Source organism: Natranaerofaba carboxydovora, assembly GCF_022539405.1.
Classification (GTDB): domain Bacteria; phylum Bacillota; class Natranaerobiia; order Natranaerobiales; family Natranaerofabaceae; genus Natranaerofaba; species Natranaerofaba carboxydovora.
The window spans coordinates 1,811,131-1,826,441 of sequence record NZ_CP054394.1; the positions used below are offsets into that span (position 1 = coordinate 1,811,131).

The following is a 15,311-nucleotide window of genomic DNA, read 5'->3' on the forward strand; positions in this document are numbered from 1 at the left end:
CTTATATATCTGAAAAGCTATCTGAAAGGCTTTTTGCATAAGAAACAAATTTTGATAAAATATATTATAATTAATTGGAAGAGGTGAAAAAAATGGCAAATTATCTTATATTATTTTATACCAAATCAGGCAATACAAAAAAAATGGCTAATGCCATATATGAAGGTATAAAAAATACAGAATTAGGTGCTTCAGATTTTAACCTGGATCTATATAATATTAGTGACAATAACATAGTTATGCACGAATTAGAAAATTACGATTGTATTATTGTTGGAGCTCCTATACATTATGGCAAGCTAGCATCACCTATGAACGATTTTTTAGAAAGCAGTTTTGAGAATAATATCAGTCTCGAAGATAAAATTGGAGGATGTTTTACATCTTATGGTGTAGATATCCAGGGAGCAGAGCTTGCAATACTTTCCCTTGTACAGTTTTTTTTAGAACAGGGGATGATTGTTCCTGGCATTAATAAAGAAGAAGCATTTGGACAAATTATTGCTGGTACTCCTGATGATGAAATATTATCTAAATGTAGGGAATACGGACAAAAGATTGCACATTTAACCAAAAGTATATGTACTTAAACACCTGCCCGCTACCAACCATCTTAATAATTAATGGCAGTTCAGAGAACTGCCATTTTTTTAATTGGTGAAAAATTTGTGATTTGCCATATCGAACCCCTTACTGCTACCAAAAGTGAGCTTTTAATTTGCAAGATTTTTGCAAATTCTTGCGATACGTTGGTAGCAGTAAGGGGTTTTTAATATTTATCTTTCTTCGTCCAGTGAAACTTGGGATAAAGTATATCCTGCTTCTTCATCTGTTCTACTTTCGGTTGCAAGATCACCCAACGAAACCATTCCTACAAGATTTCCATTTTCGATTACAGGAAGTCTTCTAACCTGATATTTAGCCATCAAATCTGATGCTTCTTCCACTGTTGTTTCTGGACTACAGTTAATTATATTTGCAGTCATTACCTCTTCTACTGGAATTTCTGGGTTATGCTGCATTGCTACATTTCTGACAGCAATATCCCTATCAGTCAACACACCTACAATTCTTTCTCCATCAGTAACTGGCAAAGCACCAATATCTGACTCTCTCATAATTTGGGCTGCTCTTGCGATATTTTCTTGTTTGTTAATACTGTAGATTTCTGACGTCATTATATCTTTTACTTTCATTACTCGACAACTCCTTTGTTTTGTAGTATTACTACATTTATATTTTTTCATTATTCAACCTGTATTATTAATCTTTATTAGATTTTTTATTGCTTTTATAGTAATTTACTTCTTAGTGTACATAATAAAAAAAAACAAATTAAAAACCCCCAAATTTTTATGGAGGTGCAATAATTGTCCGATAAAAAAATACTCGAACAAGAATTGAAAGAAACTATAAAAAATGCAAAATTCCCGATTGAAGGCCCTCAAGAGCTCTTGACAGCATTTCCCAGGGGTGCAGATACAACTTACAAAATTGGGGATATAGAAATCTCGGCAGAAGCGGCAGAAAATTTATTAAAAGATTCTGACTATCCTTTAGAAAGCCCGGAAGAAGCAGTAAGAGCAATCATAGTAAGGGCAAACTTATAATTAAAAAATCCGCAATTAATCACTTTGCGGATTTTTAGTTTCGTTTATATATTCGAAAAGCTTCTCGAAACGCTTAATAGTCTCTTCACTTAATTTTGGTAAGATTGCATATTTGTTTTTTAACATAAAAGAGAACGCTTCTTCTCTTCGATACCTACCTGCTAAATTATAGATTTGATTAACAATAGGCTTTGTTTTTTCGATATCTGCCAATGTTATCTTCTTGTTGAATGTAGTATTAAAAATTTCTAAGTATTCATTTATCGCAAACAGATCTTCTATATTACATTCATCTTTCTCAGTAATTTGGCTAAGACTAATTATTCTTGTTGTTGATAGAAGTCCATTTTTTAACAAACCGTCAAAAGCTTTCATCTCTTTGGTTGAGGAGTCTATAAGTAAGGTAGCATTTGTCAGCCCTTCATTCATTGCTGCAAACAAAGGTATATTTTGCATATTACCTAATGGTACCAAGCTAAACCTGCTATCTAGAGAAATACGCCCTAACTCTTTTAAATAGTCATTTATAAGTTCTAAACACATTAGGTCACTAAATTCTCTTACAATTAAGTGATCACCCTCATGTTCAAAGAGCATATTATTGGCCAAATTGTAACTTATCGCTCCCCTTATGGAAAATATAGTATCAGGATTTTGGGGGACTATATCATTTAAAACTACTGCCCCCCTGCCTGGAGCTTCTTTGGTACTTCTGTCCTCAACAAGCCTCACTCTTTCTATTTTAGTAGGATCCACCATAAAAGGTGAATGGGAAGTATAAAACACCTGATTATTTAAAGATAATTTTTCATCGACAAATCTCAAAAAATCTTTTTGTGCCTTTCCATGCAACGAACGCCCGGGTTCATCCAGTAATACTATCACATTATTTTTATCTTTAAAGGAGGAAAAAGCAGCTACAAAAGAAAAGAACCATTTAAAGCCAGAAGATCGCCTGTCAAAATTTGTAGTAATCTCATGACGCAGATCTTCTAGTCTTATATCAACATTTGTATCTATATGGCTGGGGTTTCCTTTTTCATCATTTTTAATTTGTTCTCTAGTTTCAAATCTAACTTTTAAATCTCTGTTTTGTGACCAGTATTCAAATACTTCATTAGTAATGTTGCCAGCAGCTGCCTCCAAACTGGCAATCCTTCTCTCACTATCTTCTGATATTAACTCGGGCCCTTCCATACCTGCAAGTTTTAAAAGTTCAATTGTAGTCATATCTTCCCTGGTAAGAGTATCAGGCGCTTCATTTTTTCTTTCTAATAGTTCTCGTAAGTAAAAACTACCTTTAAGTTGGCTAAATTGTGAATGTCTAAAGAAAATCGGCATATATTCAGATAGAAGGTTTTGTATGTCTTTTGTAAGTTCACCATTTATAATTTTATTTAATCTGTTAATTTTATTTTTCAATCCTTTTAACCCTGTTATTCCTTTAGATTTAGTGCTTTTGGCAATTTGAAATACCTCATCCAAATTTTCTGGATCCCTGCTACCTTTACGTATCTCTTCAGTTCTCATAAGATTCATGGCAGCATCTTTCTCATCTATTAATAATGTAAAATGTAGTTTGTCTCCATAAGTCCTCACCACATTTACCATCACTAGATCAGGCAAAGGAGCTTTTATAAGCTCTTCTAGTGCACCCTTTTCATCTTGACCCAAGGAAAATTTCCCAATAATAAAAGATGCTTCATTTAGGTCACTTTCTTTTTCATCACTTACTTTTCTCCATCTTGGGTAATCAACATTCTTATCTATTTTACTATCATGGGAATAAGCAGGATTTAGCCTATACAAAGCTTCTAAAAAAGCTGTTTTCCCAGATTCATTTTTTCCAACAAGAGTTGTTACAGGTTTGTTAACATTTACCCAGCCCGAGTCATTGAAGTTTTGCCAGTTAAGAACTCGTACAGCTTCTAACTGCATTCCTATTCCTCCCTGCTTAGAAGAATTAAACCCTTAATGATACAAATAACACAAGTTTACTATTATATCTTACATAGTCTAATTTTCGACTTTTTTCTCCAAAATACCTTCTACATAAATATTTTATAACTATACTAAATTGTTGATTCTACTTTAATTAGTTAGAATCTTTTTTGATATATTCCAAGTAAGAGATTGATGAAGTCCACAAAAAGCTTGCCCCCAACAATTCAAAGCTTTCTTCTACTAAATAATCCATCATTCTATACCTAACTTCTATAGACCCTATGTCAGCCAAATATTGATCGACTTCTTCATAAAGCATCAATAGCTCTTCTCCGCCACCAAGGGAGATACTCAAATTATATAGAACATTTCCAGCGGTTTGATACCAAAACATTATATCTCTTGTTCCAGACATCCCGACAGCAATTCCATAGAAAAAATAACCGGCCAAAAGGAATAAAGCAGTTCTACGGTTACTAAAAGGATATCTCCAGTATTTAATTAAAGCAATTAAAGGAATCAAAGCCATAAGGGAAAAATATGCAAGTTCTGTGATACTTCTATAGATCATTCCATCTTTAAATAATAAAACAAATCTAGTAGTCAGAAAATGTCTTACATTTCCAGCGTCTTCCATAATCATAAATACACCAGCAATTGCTAATAAAAGCCAAAATATCGCAGCTTTATTTTCCTTTCTTTCATTCAAAATACCTGCAATGTAAGCACTTGTCATCATAAATAAACCAATAAATAACCATTGAAATATTTCAATAGGTCCACCTTCAGTAAACAAGTAATCCCACAAAAAAGGAACACTAAGCCCATCATGGGCATGCATGCGGTCTCTAATACCCAAAAAATTATGTATATCCACCAGATAAATAGCAATGTAAGAAGTAAGTAAAATCAAAGCAACAAAAATAACTACATAATAATCTTTTATCCAAAGATTGGTCTTAGCTTTCTCAATACTTGTTTCATTTAATTGCTTTTTGAACACCATTATGTTTACCCCCAAAAATAGAATAATACAGAACAACGCAAGTCAAAGCGTTGTTCTGTATTAAAGTTCATTAAAACCATGGGTCTTATTAGCTTAAAGCTTTACCTAAATCTTTCATTCTATTGACTGTCTCTTTAATAGATTCATTGAAATTAGAAACCTGATCAGCTGTAAGGGTCAAGCATTCTACTCTTTCTTCTTCTATACCAACTTCGTTTAATATTGACTTAATATATCCAACTCTCTTTTCTGCCCAGTAGGTTGTCTGTATAAATGGACAAACTTTCTCTTCATTGGACTCAGTATCTTCCTCACAACCAGCTATAATAATTCCGTCTACTCCGCTTTGGAAGCCTTCTAAAATATGAGTCGAATCTATCTTAGAGATACAAGGAAATCTTACTACACCAATATTAGCTGGTTTTCCGTTCATAAATTTGTCTTTAAACTCAGGAAGTGCATATGCGCCATAAGCACAAGAGTAAACTAATATTGAAGGTTCATCTCCTGACTTTGAAGCATTTATCTTTTGGACAGTAGGCTCAATTTGTTCCTCTGCTTCTTCAATATAAGTGCTTCTAAATTCTATAGCAATATTAGGACATACTGTGAGACATAGTCCACAAGCCTGGCACTGATAGTCTCTAATAATCATATTACCTTCTTCATCAATCTTAGGCACATCATAAGGACAAGTTCTCATGCAAGTAAGACATTTTACACAATTCTCAACAATTCTCTCTGCCCCTGCAGCGCATCCAAGGCAGCGACGTCCTTCCCATACTGCGGTTTCTAGAGAATATCCTTTTTCTATAGGTTTGAAGTTGTCACAGCGTTCTTCAGGAGACAGCATTGGAATTTCATTACGCTTAATTTCCACAATATTTTCTTTAACATCATCTTCAAGCTGTGGAAGAGGCTCTTCTTCTTCTACCATCTCGCTTACAAAAGTTTCACCTTCTAGATAACTTTTCACCGCTTGAGCTGCAACTCTCGCGTTTGACATTGCACGAACAGCAGTAGTTGGACCAGTAGCAATCTCACCACAGGCAAATACACCTTCTACTGGTGTCTTTAAAGTACTATGGTCTACTACTAGCCTCCCTCTTTCGTCAACAGGCAGTCCTGCTTCTTTTACCGCCTCCAAGTCAGGACCTTGTCCAATAGAGAAGATTACCATATCACCGGTAATTGTTTTTTTATTATCTTCACAGAATTGAGGGTTAAAGTTACCACTGTCATCAAAGACACAGGCACATTCTTTTGCTTCTAGGCCGGTTACTTTATCCCCTTCAACTACAATTCTGTCTGGTCCCCAGGAACAATTAAGTTCTACTCCTTCTTCCTCAGCTTCTTCAATCTCCCAGGAGAAGGCGGGCATCTCGTCATAGCTCTCTAGACAAGCCAGCTTTACTTTCTTAGCGCCACTTCTTACAGCAGTACGTGCAACATCCATTGCAACGTTTCCACCACCTATAACTATAACTTCTTTGCCTTCCACTCGATAGTTCTCTCTTTTAGTGGCTTTTAAGAAGTCAAGCGCCATTATAACATTTTCGTTGTCTGCACCAGGAAGTGGAAGCCCCCGGCTATTTGCAAGGCCCAAAGCCAAGACAATAGCTTCATAACCATCATTTTTCAAATCTTCTACCTTTATGTCTGTGCCGAATTCTACCCCTGTTTTGAACTCTACCCCAATTTTTTTAAGGTTTTCTATATCTCTGTCGATTGTTTCATCAGGCAAGCGATACAATGGAATGTAGTTACGCGGTGCGCCACCAAGTCTTTCTTGTCTCTCGAAAATTGTTACAGAATATCCTTCCATGGTCAAATCAAAAGCAGCTAAAAGTCCTGCCGGGCCCGAACCTATGACGGCAGCTTTCTTGCCTTTGTTTTCTTTTGGCTGTGGGTACTCTCCGTCCCCGTATGCTATTGCTGCCCTTTTAAGACCTCTAATAGACAACGGCTCATCAACGTTTTGACGGCGGCACTCATCTTCACAATGATGAGCACAAATAGTTCCACATACAGACGAAACTGGATTAGTCCTCATAATAGTCTCTAATGCCTCGTCAAAGTTACCTGTTGCAATAAAACGAAGGTACTCCCTAACCTCCTGGCTTATGGGACATCCATATTCACAAGGTGGTTTCCCAGGAAATCCTTCAAATACTTCAATATGGGATTTTGTCATTGTTTCAATCCTCCCTTTTTTATAAATAAAATAATATTAAACCTCATTAATGACATAAATTAAACTCATCATATAGATATTCTTTTTAACATTGCTTTTTCCTGCTGCGGTAGTGATTTTTATTACAAAATTTATATAATTGTTTAAAACTATTCCTTAATTTTATTCAAAAGCCAGGCAGTGTTTTCACCAAGTATCTCCATGATCTTCATACCTTCTTCATCATTGTCTACTTCACCTTCTCCTTTACCCATTCCCATATTCCAATATATAGAACCAGGTATAATCATTTCATTAATCAGGTAAAAATTATTTATTGCTTGAAAAACATTCATTGAACCAGCTCTTCTTACTGCTGCTACTGCCACCCCAACTTTCCTTCTAAACATGTGATCATTGCCCTTAGCAACAAATCCTGCCCTATCGATCAATGCTTTTGTTTCGGCATTTAGGGTAGCAAAATATGTCGGAGATCCAATTATTATACCATCAGATTCAAGCATTTTTTCAATGCAATCATTTACTATATCATCATCCATAACACAACGTTTATCCAGATTTTCTCTACACTTACCGCATGCTTTGCAACCTTTAATCTCTTTACCCGCAAGGCTTACTAATTCACACTCAATCCCTGCTTTTTCAAGGGGCTCAAAAACCTTTTTGATAAGCGCTGCAGTATTGCTGTTTTTCCTTGGACTACCATTAAAAGCTGTCACTTTCATTTTTTATTCCTCCCTTGTTACAATAGAATTAATTTAAACACGCAAAAATTAAACTTTGCACTATTCATAGCACTATTCATAGTACACCTTTACTATTACTGTATAAGCTCGTCCATCTATAGATTTTACCATAATAATTTAAAATTTGCGAAGAAATAAAATAGACTGCCATAGAGCTATTAAAAACTCTTATGACAGCCTCAATTTTAGGTTCTATTATGTTAGGTTCTATTATGTTTATTTATATCTACTTGTTTTCTTTTAATCCACGAATGCTTTTTAGCTTTTTAAGGTTTGATTCCATGTCTTTATAATCTTTAAGCATTGCTTCTCCACTATAACCCTTTTTAACTAAACTCTTTAAAATACCTTCGTAAGAAGTATCTTGATTTTTGAGTTTTAAATTTATATCCTGAAAAAAATATTTTGGAGCAGCCATATATCGCACCTGGTTACTAAAATATGCACAAATCTAAACATTGTGCCCTAAAACCACCGCCGCCGAACCAAGAAAAGGCGACTTACCGCAGAGATTTTCACTCGGTTTCACCAGTATAGGGTCATCTACCTAAAGTAGAAGACAGACCGGCGACTCCCTGTTAGGGACGGCAGATGCGATAGGCCTTTCCTTCCCATGGTATTAACCTATCGCAGTAAAAGAATTTTAGTAACTCAGGGGTTTCACCTCCTGCCTTTTTAGTTTATGATCGCTCAAATTAAATTCCAAAAATTTATTTGCCATGTTCCACAATGTCCAGTGATGATAATTTTTAAAGTTATCTATCTTTTGGATAATATCTTTTAAATATTTTATCTTGTTGGATTCTTCCTTTGATCCAATAAGATTTTGTAAATATGGTTTTAGTTCTTGTAATTTTTGAATTAGCTCCACTGGGAGCTTTTCTCTGTAGCCAAGACCCCTGCGGCCAATTACCAAGGCTGCAGCCTGGTGAACTGAGAGGCTGTATTTTTTAGAGTATTTAAATCTGCCAATAATCGAGCTGTAAGCAGGGTTTATTTGTTTTATTTCGAACCCGTTTCTAAGTCCCCTTCTTGTTATCCCTTGTAGGAGTTTTTTCCTGGTAAAATTATGAGTCAGACGGTTATATCTTTTGTTTGTGTCGTGATCATTTCTAAAGTTTAGTTTTTCAGTTACTATGGCTCCTACGTTTTCGTGGAGTAGATAGTCTATTATGTCTTTCGAGTGCTCTCCTGCTATGTTTTCTCGTTTGTTGGATGAGACATACTCCATCTCGTGGCAGTAAAATACCCTGGATTTTATGAAGTTACCCTGTTTTGTCATAATGGTAACGGCTGTACGGTCAATATTTACGTCTATCCCGGCTATGAGCTGAACATTAATTGGTTGTTTTGGTTTTAACCATGACCCTGGTACTTCTTCTTCGTAAGTTAGATAAACGTAGTATTCTCCATCTTTTCGCTTGATTTCTATGCTGTAGGGATGATAATTGCCTTTGGAGTCAGGATAGGTAGCGTCTAAGATTTCATCAAAATATTTGTCTGGTATTTCTAGTTCAGCTTTGATACGCGGACTTCTATTGTTTGGTTTTATGTTTAGAGAGTCTGCTATTTCAAGGTAGAATCTATCGTTTTGTTCAGTTATTCTTGTGTTTAGGTTACCTTTTTTAGTTTTGTCACCCCTGGAGTAGAGCTGGTTAGTTCGAAGGTCTTTCCATTCCTGGTTTGTTATATGGCCTTTTGTTCTTGCACGAAAGTTTTTCTTGCCACCAAAAATGGCTGGTGGGATAGTGTGATTATCTATATGATTTTGAAGTTCTGTTTGTTTTTGTTCTAGTTTTTTTACTCTAAACCCTAGTCCTTCTAGGCAGGTTTTTAAGTCAACTTTTTGGGGTGTTTTTTTGCCGGTTTTGTAAGTTTCGATTTTACGGCGGGTTTTTATTAACTTGGCTTTGGTTTCTTCTAGATACAGAGCCAAAAGCTCTTTTTGGCTGTCTATGATAGTTTTTGCCTGAAGGGTAGCATCTTCTGAGTAGCGTTTGTTTAGGCGAAAAACCCGCTGAAGTAATTTGTTTGTCTCGTTTTGATCTAGGCCATTTATTAACCTGTTATAGCTGTAGCGTTTTGCTGCACAGAATTCCCTCATTAAATTATCTAACCGAACCTTGAACTGCGGGGAAATGTTTTTAAGTTTGAGCATCCTGGTGGTTTTCATATTTTGTAGCCTCCAATTTTATTATGGCGGTTAGTGTTTGCGAACTAATGTTCTATATATATTATACTGTTTTTACCCAGGATAATCAACTTAAATTCAGAAAAAAATACAGATTTTCTTAGTTTTTTCTAAAAATGTGCAGAAATTTTTAAGCTGTTTTCAACCTCCTTTATTGTCTATATAGCAATTATAGCATTCTAATCTACAAAAATATATAAATTGGCAATATTTAAGAATAGGAAAATCTTTATGAATAGGTAAATGTTTATGAATTGTTTGACTAATGTGAAATTGTAGACACTTAAAAAATAAAAAAGGGATTGCCATATAAATCAAATCAGGCAATCCCTCTTACAAAAGCTCTTTATAACATTCAGACACCGTCTTAATAAAGTTATCCAGGCCTATATCTTCTAAAGTTGCTTTAACAAACTTTCTGTTATGTTCGGCAATATTAACCGGATCAAAATAAACTATATCATCACAGTTTTTTTCATCATTTAGGATTATATAATAAAATTTACTGTCTGAAGTTACATAAGTATCAGTTATATATTCATATTTTTCAGTTCCTTCTGCATACAAATCTGGCAAATGACCTATCGATTGTCTTTTTATCTTCCTGATGCGTTTCAAATTAGGAGGTAATTTAAGATTTTTGCCTTTTTTCAACCTATACAAATACATTATTGTATTTTGCTGGTTTATAAGTGCCTGCAAAAACCCGTAATAATATAATAAAAAATACCCTTGATTTTCTGTAGATATACTGTCATTTAACTCAGATATAAATTGCTTTATAGCAACATTCGCATTTTCTAAAATCTGAAATGCAGCAAGCTCGGCGTTTTGTTCTTCTTTTTTCTCTTCGAAATGTTCTAATTGCTTGGAATTATCTTTATTAATTCCCATTTCTTTTTTTACTTTATTATCAAGTTCTTTAATATTATCAAGTTCTTCAATACTATCTAGCTCTTCATTTGTATTATTTTTCTCTTCAAGTTCTCTAAATTCCATCACCCTTTTTCACCTCGAAATAAAGGCCAATTAATTTTCAATTTCTTTATATATCTTCAAATTATTTATATATCTTAATTATAATTTTGTCAAACAAAAAAATAATAGGCTCCTACATATTTAAAGCAGGAACCTATCATTTTTTTATTACATGCCGTATTTGATACTATACTTCTTGCTTAGCATCTTCAATTATTTTATCCCTGACATCTCCTGGCACTTGCTCATAATGACTAAACTTCGTTTTGAAACTTCCTCTGCCTTGAGTCATTGAACGTAAGTCTATTGCGTATTTTAGCATTTCTGCCTGGGGTACATAGGCTTTAATTAACTGATCATCTCCGTCCGGATCCATTCCCTGAATTTTGCCTCTCTTACTATTTAGATCACCCATAACATCACCCATATATTTTTCTGGTACTCTAACCTCAACATCCAAAATGGGCTCAAGCAAAATAGGTTCTGCTTTTTCCATTCCCTTTTTAAATGCATTTATACCTGCAACTTTAAATGCCATTTCCGAGGAATCTACACTATGATGCGAACCATCATAAAGGTTAGCTTTTATATCTACAACGGGGTAGCCAGCTAAAACTCCAGTTTCCATAGCTTCTAAGATCCCTTTTTCCACCGCAGGAATATATTGTTTGGGGATTACTCCTCCCACAATATTGTTCTCAAATTCAAATTGTTGTCCTTCAGGAAGAGGAGAAAATTCAATATAAACATGGCCGTATTGACCTTTACCACCCGACTGCTTCTTATATTTTTCTTCAGAATTCACAGTTTTAGTAATAGTTTCTCGGTATGGTACTTTAGGCTCTACAAGATCCACATCTACACCATATTTTTTAGCCATTCTGCTAACGACTATCTCTAGCTGGAGTTCTCCCATGCCGGATATTAAGGTTTCTTTTGTCTCTTTATTTGTTTCTCTTTTTAATATTGGATCTTCTTCCAAAAACTTCGAAAGGGCAGTTCCTACTTTTTCATCGTCTCCTTTATCTTGAGTTACAACTGAAAAGGATATAATTGGTTCAGGAAAATCTACTTCGGGCAAGACGATAGGCTTATCCGGGCTAGATAGTGTATCACCAGTAGAAGTCTTTTGAAGTTTACTAACTGCTGCTATATCTCCAACTGTAACCTTATTTACTGCTATCTGCTCCTTACCTTTAAGGTAATATAACTTTCCAACTCTTTCGCTAGACTTATCATTTGAATTATAAACTTCTTTGTCATCAGATAGTTCACCAGAGTAAACCCTAAAGTAATTCAACCTTCCCACGTAAGGGTCGGCAATGGTCTTGAAAACAAAAGCGCTAAACGGCTCATCATTTGAAGTTTTCAGTTCTATCTCTTCCTCTGTATTTGGATCGCTACCTTTTATACTTTCTTTCTCTAATGGATTTGGTATATAATAAGTTAAGCAGTCAAGAAGCTGGTTTACTCCAATATTTTGAGTAGCCGATCCACTGAGGACAGGTACAAGCCCTCCTTCTTTAGTATATTGCTTAACACCTGTTATTATTTCATCCTCGGTCAAAGGCTCACCTTCAAGATATTTTTCTAGCATTTCATCATTGCACTCAGCTATTTCTTCCATCAATATTTCCCGGTAGTTCTCTGCTTCATCCTGAAACTCAGAAGGTATATCTTCTTCAGATACTTCCCGCCCGTCACCTTTTGGGTAAACAGCTTTCATTGTAACTAAGTTTATTACTCCTTTAAATGAATCTTCTTGACCCATTGGAATTGTTACCGGTACTACCTGATCACCAAAATGATCACGTAGTTGTTCCAATGTTTGTTCAAAGTTTGCATTTTCTCTTTCCATTTTATTTACAAACAAAATACGTGGCAAACCGTAATCATCAGCGTATTGCCAGACCTGTTCTGTACCCACTTCAACACCGGAAGATGCGCTAACCACAATCAATGCACCATCAACTACTCTAAGCGCACTCTTCACATCCCCTATAAAATCAAAATATCCCGGAGTGTCAACGAGATTTATTTTACAGTTCTTCCATTCACATGGAGCTACAGAAGTATTAATTGTAATACCTCTTTCCATTTCTTCCTTATCATAGTCTGTAGTACTCGTTCCTTCGTCAACTTTCCCTAGTCTTTCATTAACCCCTGAGGTGTATAACATAGCCTCAGCTAGAGAAGTTTTACCAGCTCCACTGTGGGAACATATTCCTACGTTTCGTAGTTGATCAGGGTTAAAATTTTTCATAAATGTACCTCCTTTGCAATAATTAAGTGTTATGGGTATTTATAATAAATTAGCTTAATAATCTTCTCTTATGATTATATAATTTAATTATTCTCGCAATTTTTTATAAATTCCTCCTTAAGATCAATTAATTTTCTGAAAAATAACTTCTTCATTTCTGACTATATGTATATTTTTTCCTTGATTTTTTATATTAATCCAAAAAAAAGCGGCAATGCTTTATATAGCTTTGATATTCATATTAAATTGAATGTATGATAAAATACCAATATTAGTTAAGAATAAAATGTGCTAGCTAAGGAGGCAGTAATTTATGTATGAAAAACTCAAAGATAATATTTACAAAATAGAAGTACCTCTCCCAAACAACCCACTAAAGGCAACTAATTCTTATTTTATCAAGGGAAAAGATAGAAACCTTTTAATAGATACAGGTATGAATCGTAAAGAATGTCTCGACGCTCTAAATAAAGCTATTCATTCTTTAAAGGTTGATCCAAAAAGCATTGATGTTTTTGTCACTCATTTGCATGCTGATCATATAGGTCTTGCATATCATTTTGCAAAAGATGATTCTCGTATTTTTTTCAATTATCCAGACTCTGAAATAGTAAGCGATCACACATATTGGAAAAGAGCGTTAAAGAGGGCATTAGAAAATGGGTTTCCAGAGAAAGAAATTGAGGAAGCTATAACTAAACACCCGGGGAACAAATACAGCCCAGAAAAATCAGACGGCTTTACATTTGTAAAAGAAGATCAAATAATCGAGGTTGGAAACTATAAGCTAAAGTGCATAGAAACACCCGGTCACACACCGGGTAACACCTGTCTTTATGAGCCAAATGAGCAAATTTTTTTCTCAGGCGATCATGTACTTTGGGATATCACCCCTAATATTTCAGGCTTTTTGGAAAAATTAAATAATCCCTTAAAAAAATATTTAGAAAGCCTGAACAAAATAAAAGAACTAGAAGTATCCCTTGTTCTTCCCGGACATCGAAGTACTTTTGAAAATTTAGAACTTAGAGTAGAACAATTAAAAGATCATCACTACAAAAGAATAGATGAAATAAGATCAATTCTTAAAAAGTCAGAACACCAAACTCCTTATCAAATAGCATCTAAAATGACTTGGGATTTAGATTGCAAATCCTGGAAGGAGTTTCCCTTAATGCAAAAATGGTTTGCCACAGGTGAAGCCCTTGCTCATCTAGACTACATGCATGAAGAAGGTATATTAAAAAAAGAAAAAATTCCTGAAGAAAAACACAGTAATGAATCGGTTTTTAAAAATTACTACTCTCTATAGATTGCATAATCTACTCTGTCTCTCCCATCTTGCTTTGCTTTATACAATGCCTGATCCGCTAACTCAATAAACTTATCAAGTCTTAGTTCTTTTTTATTGTTATTTCCCCATTCATACTTTACTGTAGCAACACCAACCGATAAAGTAACATGATCAGAAATCTCAGAAGTTTCATGTGGTATGTACAGTGCTTTTACTCCTTTTCTGATTCTTTCACCAATACGAAGAGCATCATCGGAGTCAACATAAGGTAAAATAATTGCAAATTCTTCGCCCCCATACCGTGCGACCAAATCCTGGGGGCGAGTAACTACCTGACATAGTTTATTAGCTACTCTTTTGAGGCATTCATCTCCGGCCTGGTGACCATAAGTATCATTATAAAATTTAAAGAAGTCTATATCGCATATAATTAAAGATAGCACTTTCTTATCATTTTTGGACCTTTTCCATTCCCTGGTCAAAATTTCATCAAAAAAACGCCTGTTAGCTATTCCTGTTAGCCCGTCTATATTAACCATTCTCTCTAATTTTTCATTTTTTTCTTCTAATTCATTATTTATCTGTTCTAAGTGCTTAGTCATATCCTTTAGCTGTCTTTCTCTTTTTTTACGTTCTTTAATTTCATTATTTAATTTTAGGGCAGATTCTACTCTAGCATATAGCTCTATTTTGCCAGCTTGCTTTTGGATATAATCTATAGCACCTGCATCAAAAGCTTTTTTTAACCACTCACTCTTTGTTTCAGAAGTTATCATAATTATCGGTGTATCATTATATTTAGGCTCTTGTTTAATTATTTGACAAGCTTCTACACCATCCATATCTTCCATAATAATATCCATCAATATTAAATCAATTTCATCTGTGTTATTATTATTATTTCTATAAATCCCCAATATATCAAATGCTTCTTTAGCTGAAGAAGCTTCTTTAATTTCCTTATAACCTCTTTCTTCTAACATTTTTTTGATAAAAAAGCGAACACTTCTAGAATCATCAACTACCAAAATTGCCATAACTTTAGCCTCTCCTTACACCTATAGTTAAGCGTTAGTTAGCCCCAT

Annotated in this window: 13 protein-coding genes; 3 read left to right on the plus strand and 10 right to left on the minus strand. The window is 34.6% G+C overall.

Annotated features, from left to right (window positions below):
* The first annotated feature begins 92 nt into the window (after positions 1-92).
* Positions 93-590 (plus strand): flavodoxin family protein, encoded by a 498-nt coding sequence (locus ACONDI_RS08690; RefSeq protein WP_241078143.1) that lies wholly within the window; start codon positions 93-95, stop codon positions 588-590.
* A 186-nt stretch (positions 591-776) separates the two neighbouring features.
* Here the strand turns inward: ACONDI_RS08690 and ACONDI_RS08695 are convergent, their stop codons facing one another.
* Entirely contained in the window at positions 777-1,196 is a 420-nt protein-coding gene (locus ACONDI_RS08695) for a CBS domain-containing protein (RefSeq protein ID WP_241078144.1), read from the minus strand.
* 174 nt (positions 1,197-1,370) lie between these two features.
* On the opposite strand from ACONDI_RS08695, the gene ACONDI_RS08700 reads away from it, so the two are divergent.
* The gene (locus tag ACONDI_RS08700; protein ID WP_241078145.1) at positions 1,371-1,610 is read left to right on the plus strand and encodes an MTH865 family protein; all 240 of its coding nucleotides are present in this window, start codon (positions 1,371-1,373) and stop codon (positions 1,608-1,610) included.
* 15 nt (positions 1,611-1,625) lie between these two features.
* Here the strand turns inward: ACONDI_RS08700 and ACONDI_RS08705 are convergent, their stop codons facing one another.
* The 8 genes from ACONDI_RS08705 to fusA all read right to left on the minus strand — a co-directional run bounded on the left by ACONDI_RS08705 (position 1,626) and on the right by fusA (position 12,932).
* Positions 1,626-3,548: an AAA family ATPase gene (locus tag ACONDI_RS08705; RefSeq protein WP_241078146.1), complete on the minus strand. Its 1,923-nt coding sequence runs from the start codon at positions 3,546-3,548 to the stop codon at positions 1,626-1,628.
* A 157-nt stretch (positions 3,549-3,705) separates the two neighbouring features.
* Positions 3,706-4,560, minus strand: coding sequence for a hypothetical protein (locus ACONDI_RS08710; RefSeq protein WP_241078147.1), 855 nt, complete (start codon positions 4,558-4,560; stop codon positions 3,706-3,708).
* A gap of 88 nt (positions 4,561-4,648) precedes the next feature.
* Positions 4,649-6,754 (minus strand): FAD-dependent oxidoreductase, encoded by a 2,106-nt coding sequence (locus ACONDI_RS08715; protein ID WP_241078148.1) that lies wholly within the window; start codon positions 6,752-6,754, stop codon positions 4,649-4,651.
* Positions 6,755-6,903: 149 nt separating this feature from the next.
* Positions 6,904-7,479: a flavodoxin family protein gene (locus tag ACONDI_RS08720; RefSeq protein WP_241078149.1), complete on the minus strand. Its 576-nt coding sequence runs from the start codon at positions 7,477-7,479 to the stop codon at positions 6,904-6,906.
* A 247-nt stretch (positions 7,480-7,726) separates the two neighbouring features.
* Positions 7,727-7,918 carry a hypothetical protein gene (locus ACONDI_RS08725; RefSeq protein WP_241078150.1) on the minus strand — a complete coding sequence of 64 codons (192 nt, stop codon included), beginning with the start codon at positions 7,916-7,918 and terminating at the stop codon, positions 7,727-7,729.
* A 225-nt stretch (positions 7,919-8,143) separates the two neighbouring features.
* Positions 8,144-9,673 carry an IS200/IS605 family accessory protein TnpB-related protein gene (locus ACONDI_RS08730; protein ID WP_241078151.1) on the minus strand — a complete coding sequence of 510 codons (1,530 nt, stop codon included), beginning with the start codon at positions 9,671-9,673 and terminating at the stop codon, positions 8,144-8,146.
* A 351-nt stretch (positions 9,674-10,024) separates the two neighbouring features.
* A complete protein-coding gene (locus tag ACONDI_RS08735; protein WP_241078152.1) occupies positions 10,025-10,690 on the minus strand; it encodes a hypothetical protein in 666 nt (221 codons plus the stop codon).
* A 166-nt stretch (positions 10,691-10,856) separates the two neighbouring features.
* On the minus strand, positions 10,857-12,932 hold the full coding sequence (gene fusA / locus ACONDI_RS08740; RefSeq protein WP_241078153.1) for an elongation factor G: 2,076 nt from the start codon (positions 12,930-12,932) through the stop codon (positions 10,857-10,859).
* 313 nt (positions 12,933-13,245) lie between these two features.
* Between fusA and ACONDI_RS08745 the strand changes: the two genes are divergently transcribed.
* Positions 13,246-14,244, plus strand: a complete 999-nt coding sequence (locus ACONDI_RS08745; RefSeq protein WP_241078154.1) for an MBL fold metallo-hydrolase — start codon at positions 13,246-13,248, stop codon at positions 14,242-14,244.
* Here the strand turns inward: ACONDI_RS08745 and ACONDI_RS08750 are convergent.
* Positions 14,232-15,263: a diguanylate cyclase domain-containing protein gene (locus ACONDI_RS08750; RefSeq protein ID WP_241078155.1), complete on the minus strand. Its 1,032-nt coding sequence runs from the start codon at positions 15,261-15,263 to the stop codon at positions 14,232-14,234. The two genes, ACONDI_RS08745 and ACONDI_RS08750, sit on opposite strands and share 13 nt — an antisense overlap.
* Positions 15,264-15,311: the final 48 nt, after the last annotated feature.

What these genes read in the sequence shown, in the direction of transcription:
- ACONDI_RS08720 (WP_241078149.1), bottom strand. Translation starts at nt 7,479, where the DNA reads ATGAAAGTGACAGCTTTTAATGGTAGTCCAAGGAAAAACAGCAATACT.
- ACONDI_RS08730 (WP_241078151.1), bottom strand. Translation starts at nt 9,673, where the DNA reads ATGAAAACCACCAGGATGCTCAAACTTAAAAACATTTCCCCGCAGTTC.
- ACONDI_RS08725 (WP_241078150.1), bottom strand. Translation starts at nt 7,918, where the DNA reads ATGGCTGCTCCAAAATATTTTTTTCAGGATATAAATTTAAAACTCAAA.
- fusA (WP_241078153.1), bottom strand. Translation starts at nt 12,932, where the DNA reads ATGAAAAATTTTAACCCTGATCAACTACGAAACGTAGGAATATGTTCC.
- ACONDI_RS08690 (WP_241078143.1), top strand. Translation starts at nt 93, where the DNA reads ATGGCAAATTATCTTATATTATTTTATACCAAATCAGGCAATACAAAA.
- ACONDI_RS08705 (WP_241078146.1), bottom strand. Translation starts at nt 3,548, where the DNA reads ATGCAGTTAGAAGCTGTACGAGTTCTTAACTGGCAAAACTTCAATGAC.
- ACONDI_RS08715 (WP_241078148.1), bottom strand. Translation starts at nt 6,754, where the DNA reads ATGACAAAATCCCATATTGAAGTATTTGAAGGATTTCCTGGGAAACCA.
- ACONDI_RS08745 (WP_241078154.1), top strand. Translation starts at nt 13,246, where the DNA reads ATGTATGAAAAACTCAAAGATAATATTTACAAAATAGAAGTACCTCTC.
- ACONDI_RS08750 (WP_241078155.1), bottom strand. Translation starts at nt 15,263, where the DNA reads ATGGCAATTTTGGTAGTTGATGATTCTAGAAGTGTTCGCTTTTTTATC.
- ACONDI_RS08735 (WP_241078152.1), bottom strand. Translation starts at nt 10,690, where the DNA reads ATGGAATTTAGAGAACTTGAAGAGAAAAATAATACAAATGAAGAGCTA.
- ACONDI_RS08710 (WP_241078147.1), bottom strand. Translation starts at nt 4,560, where the DNA reads ATGGTGTTCAAAAAGCAATTAAATGAAACAAGTATTGAGAAAGCTAAG.
- ACONDI_RS08695 (WP_241078144.1), bottom strand. Translation starts at nt 1,196, where the DNA reads ATGAAAGTAAAAGATATAATGACGTCAGAAATCTACAGTATTAACAAA.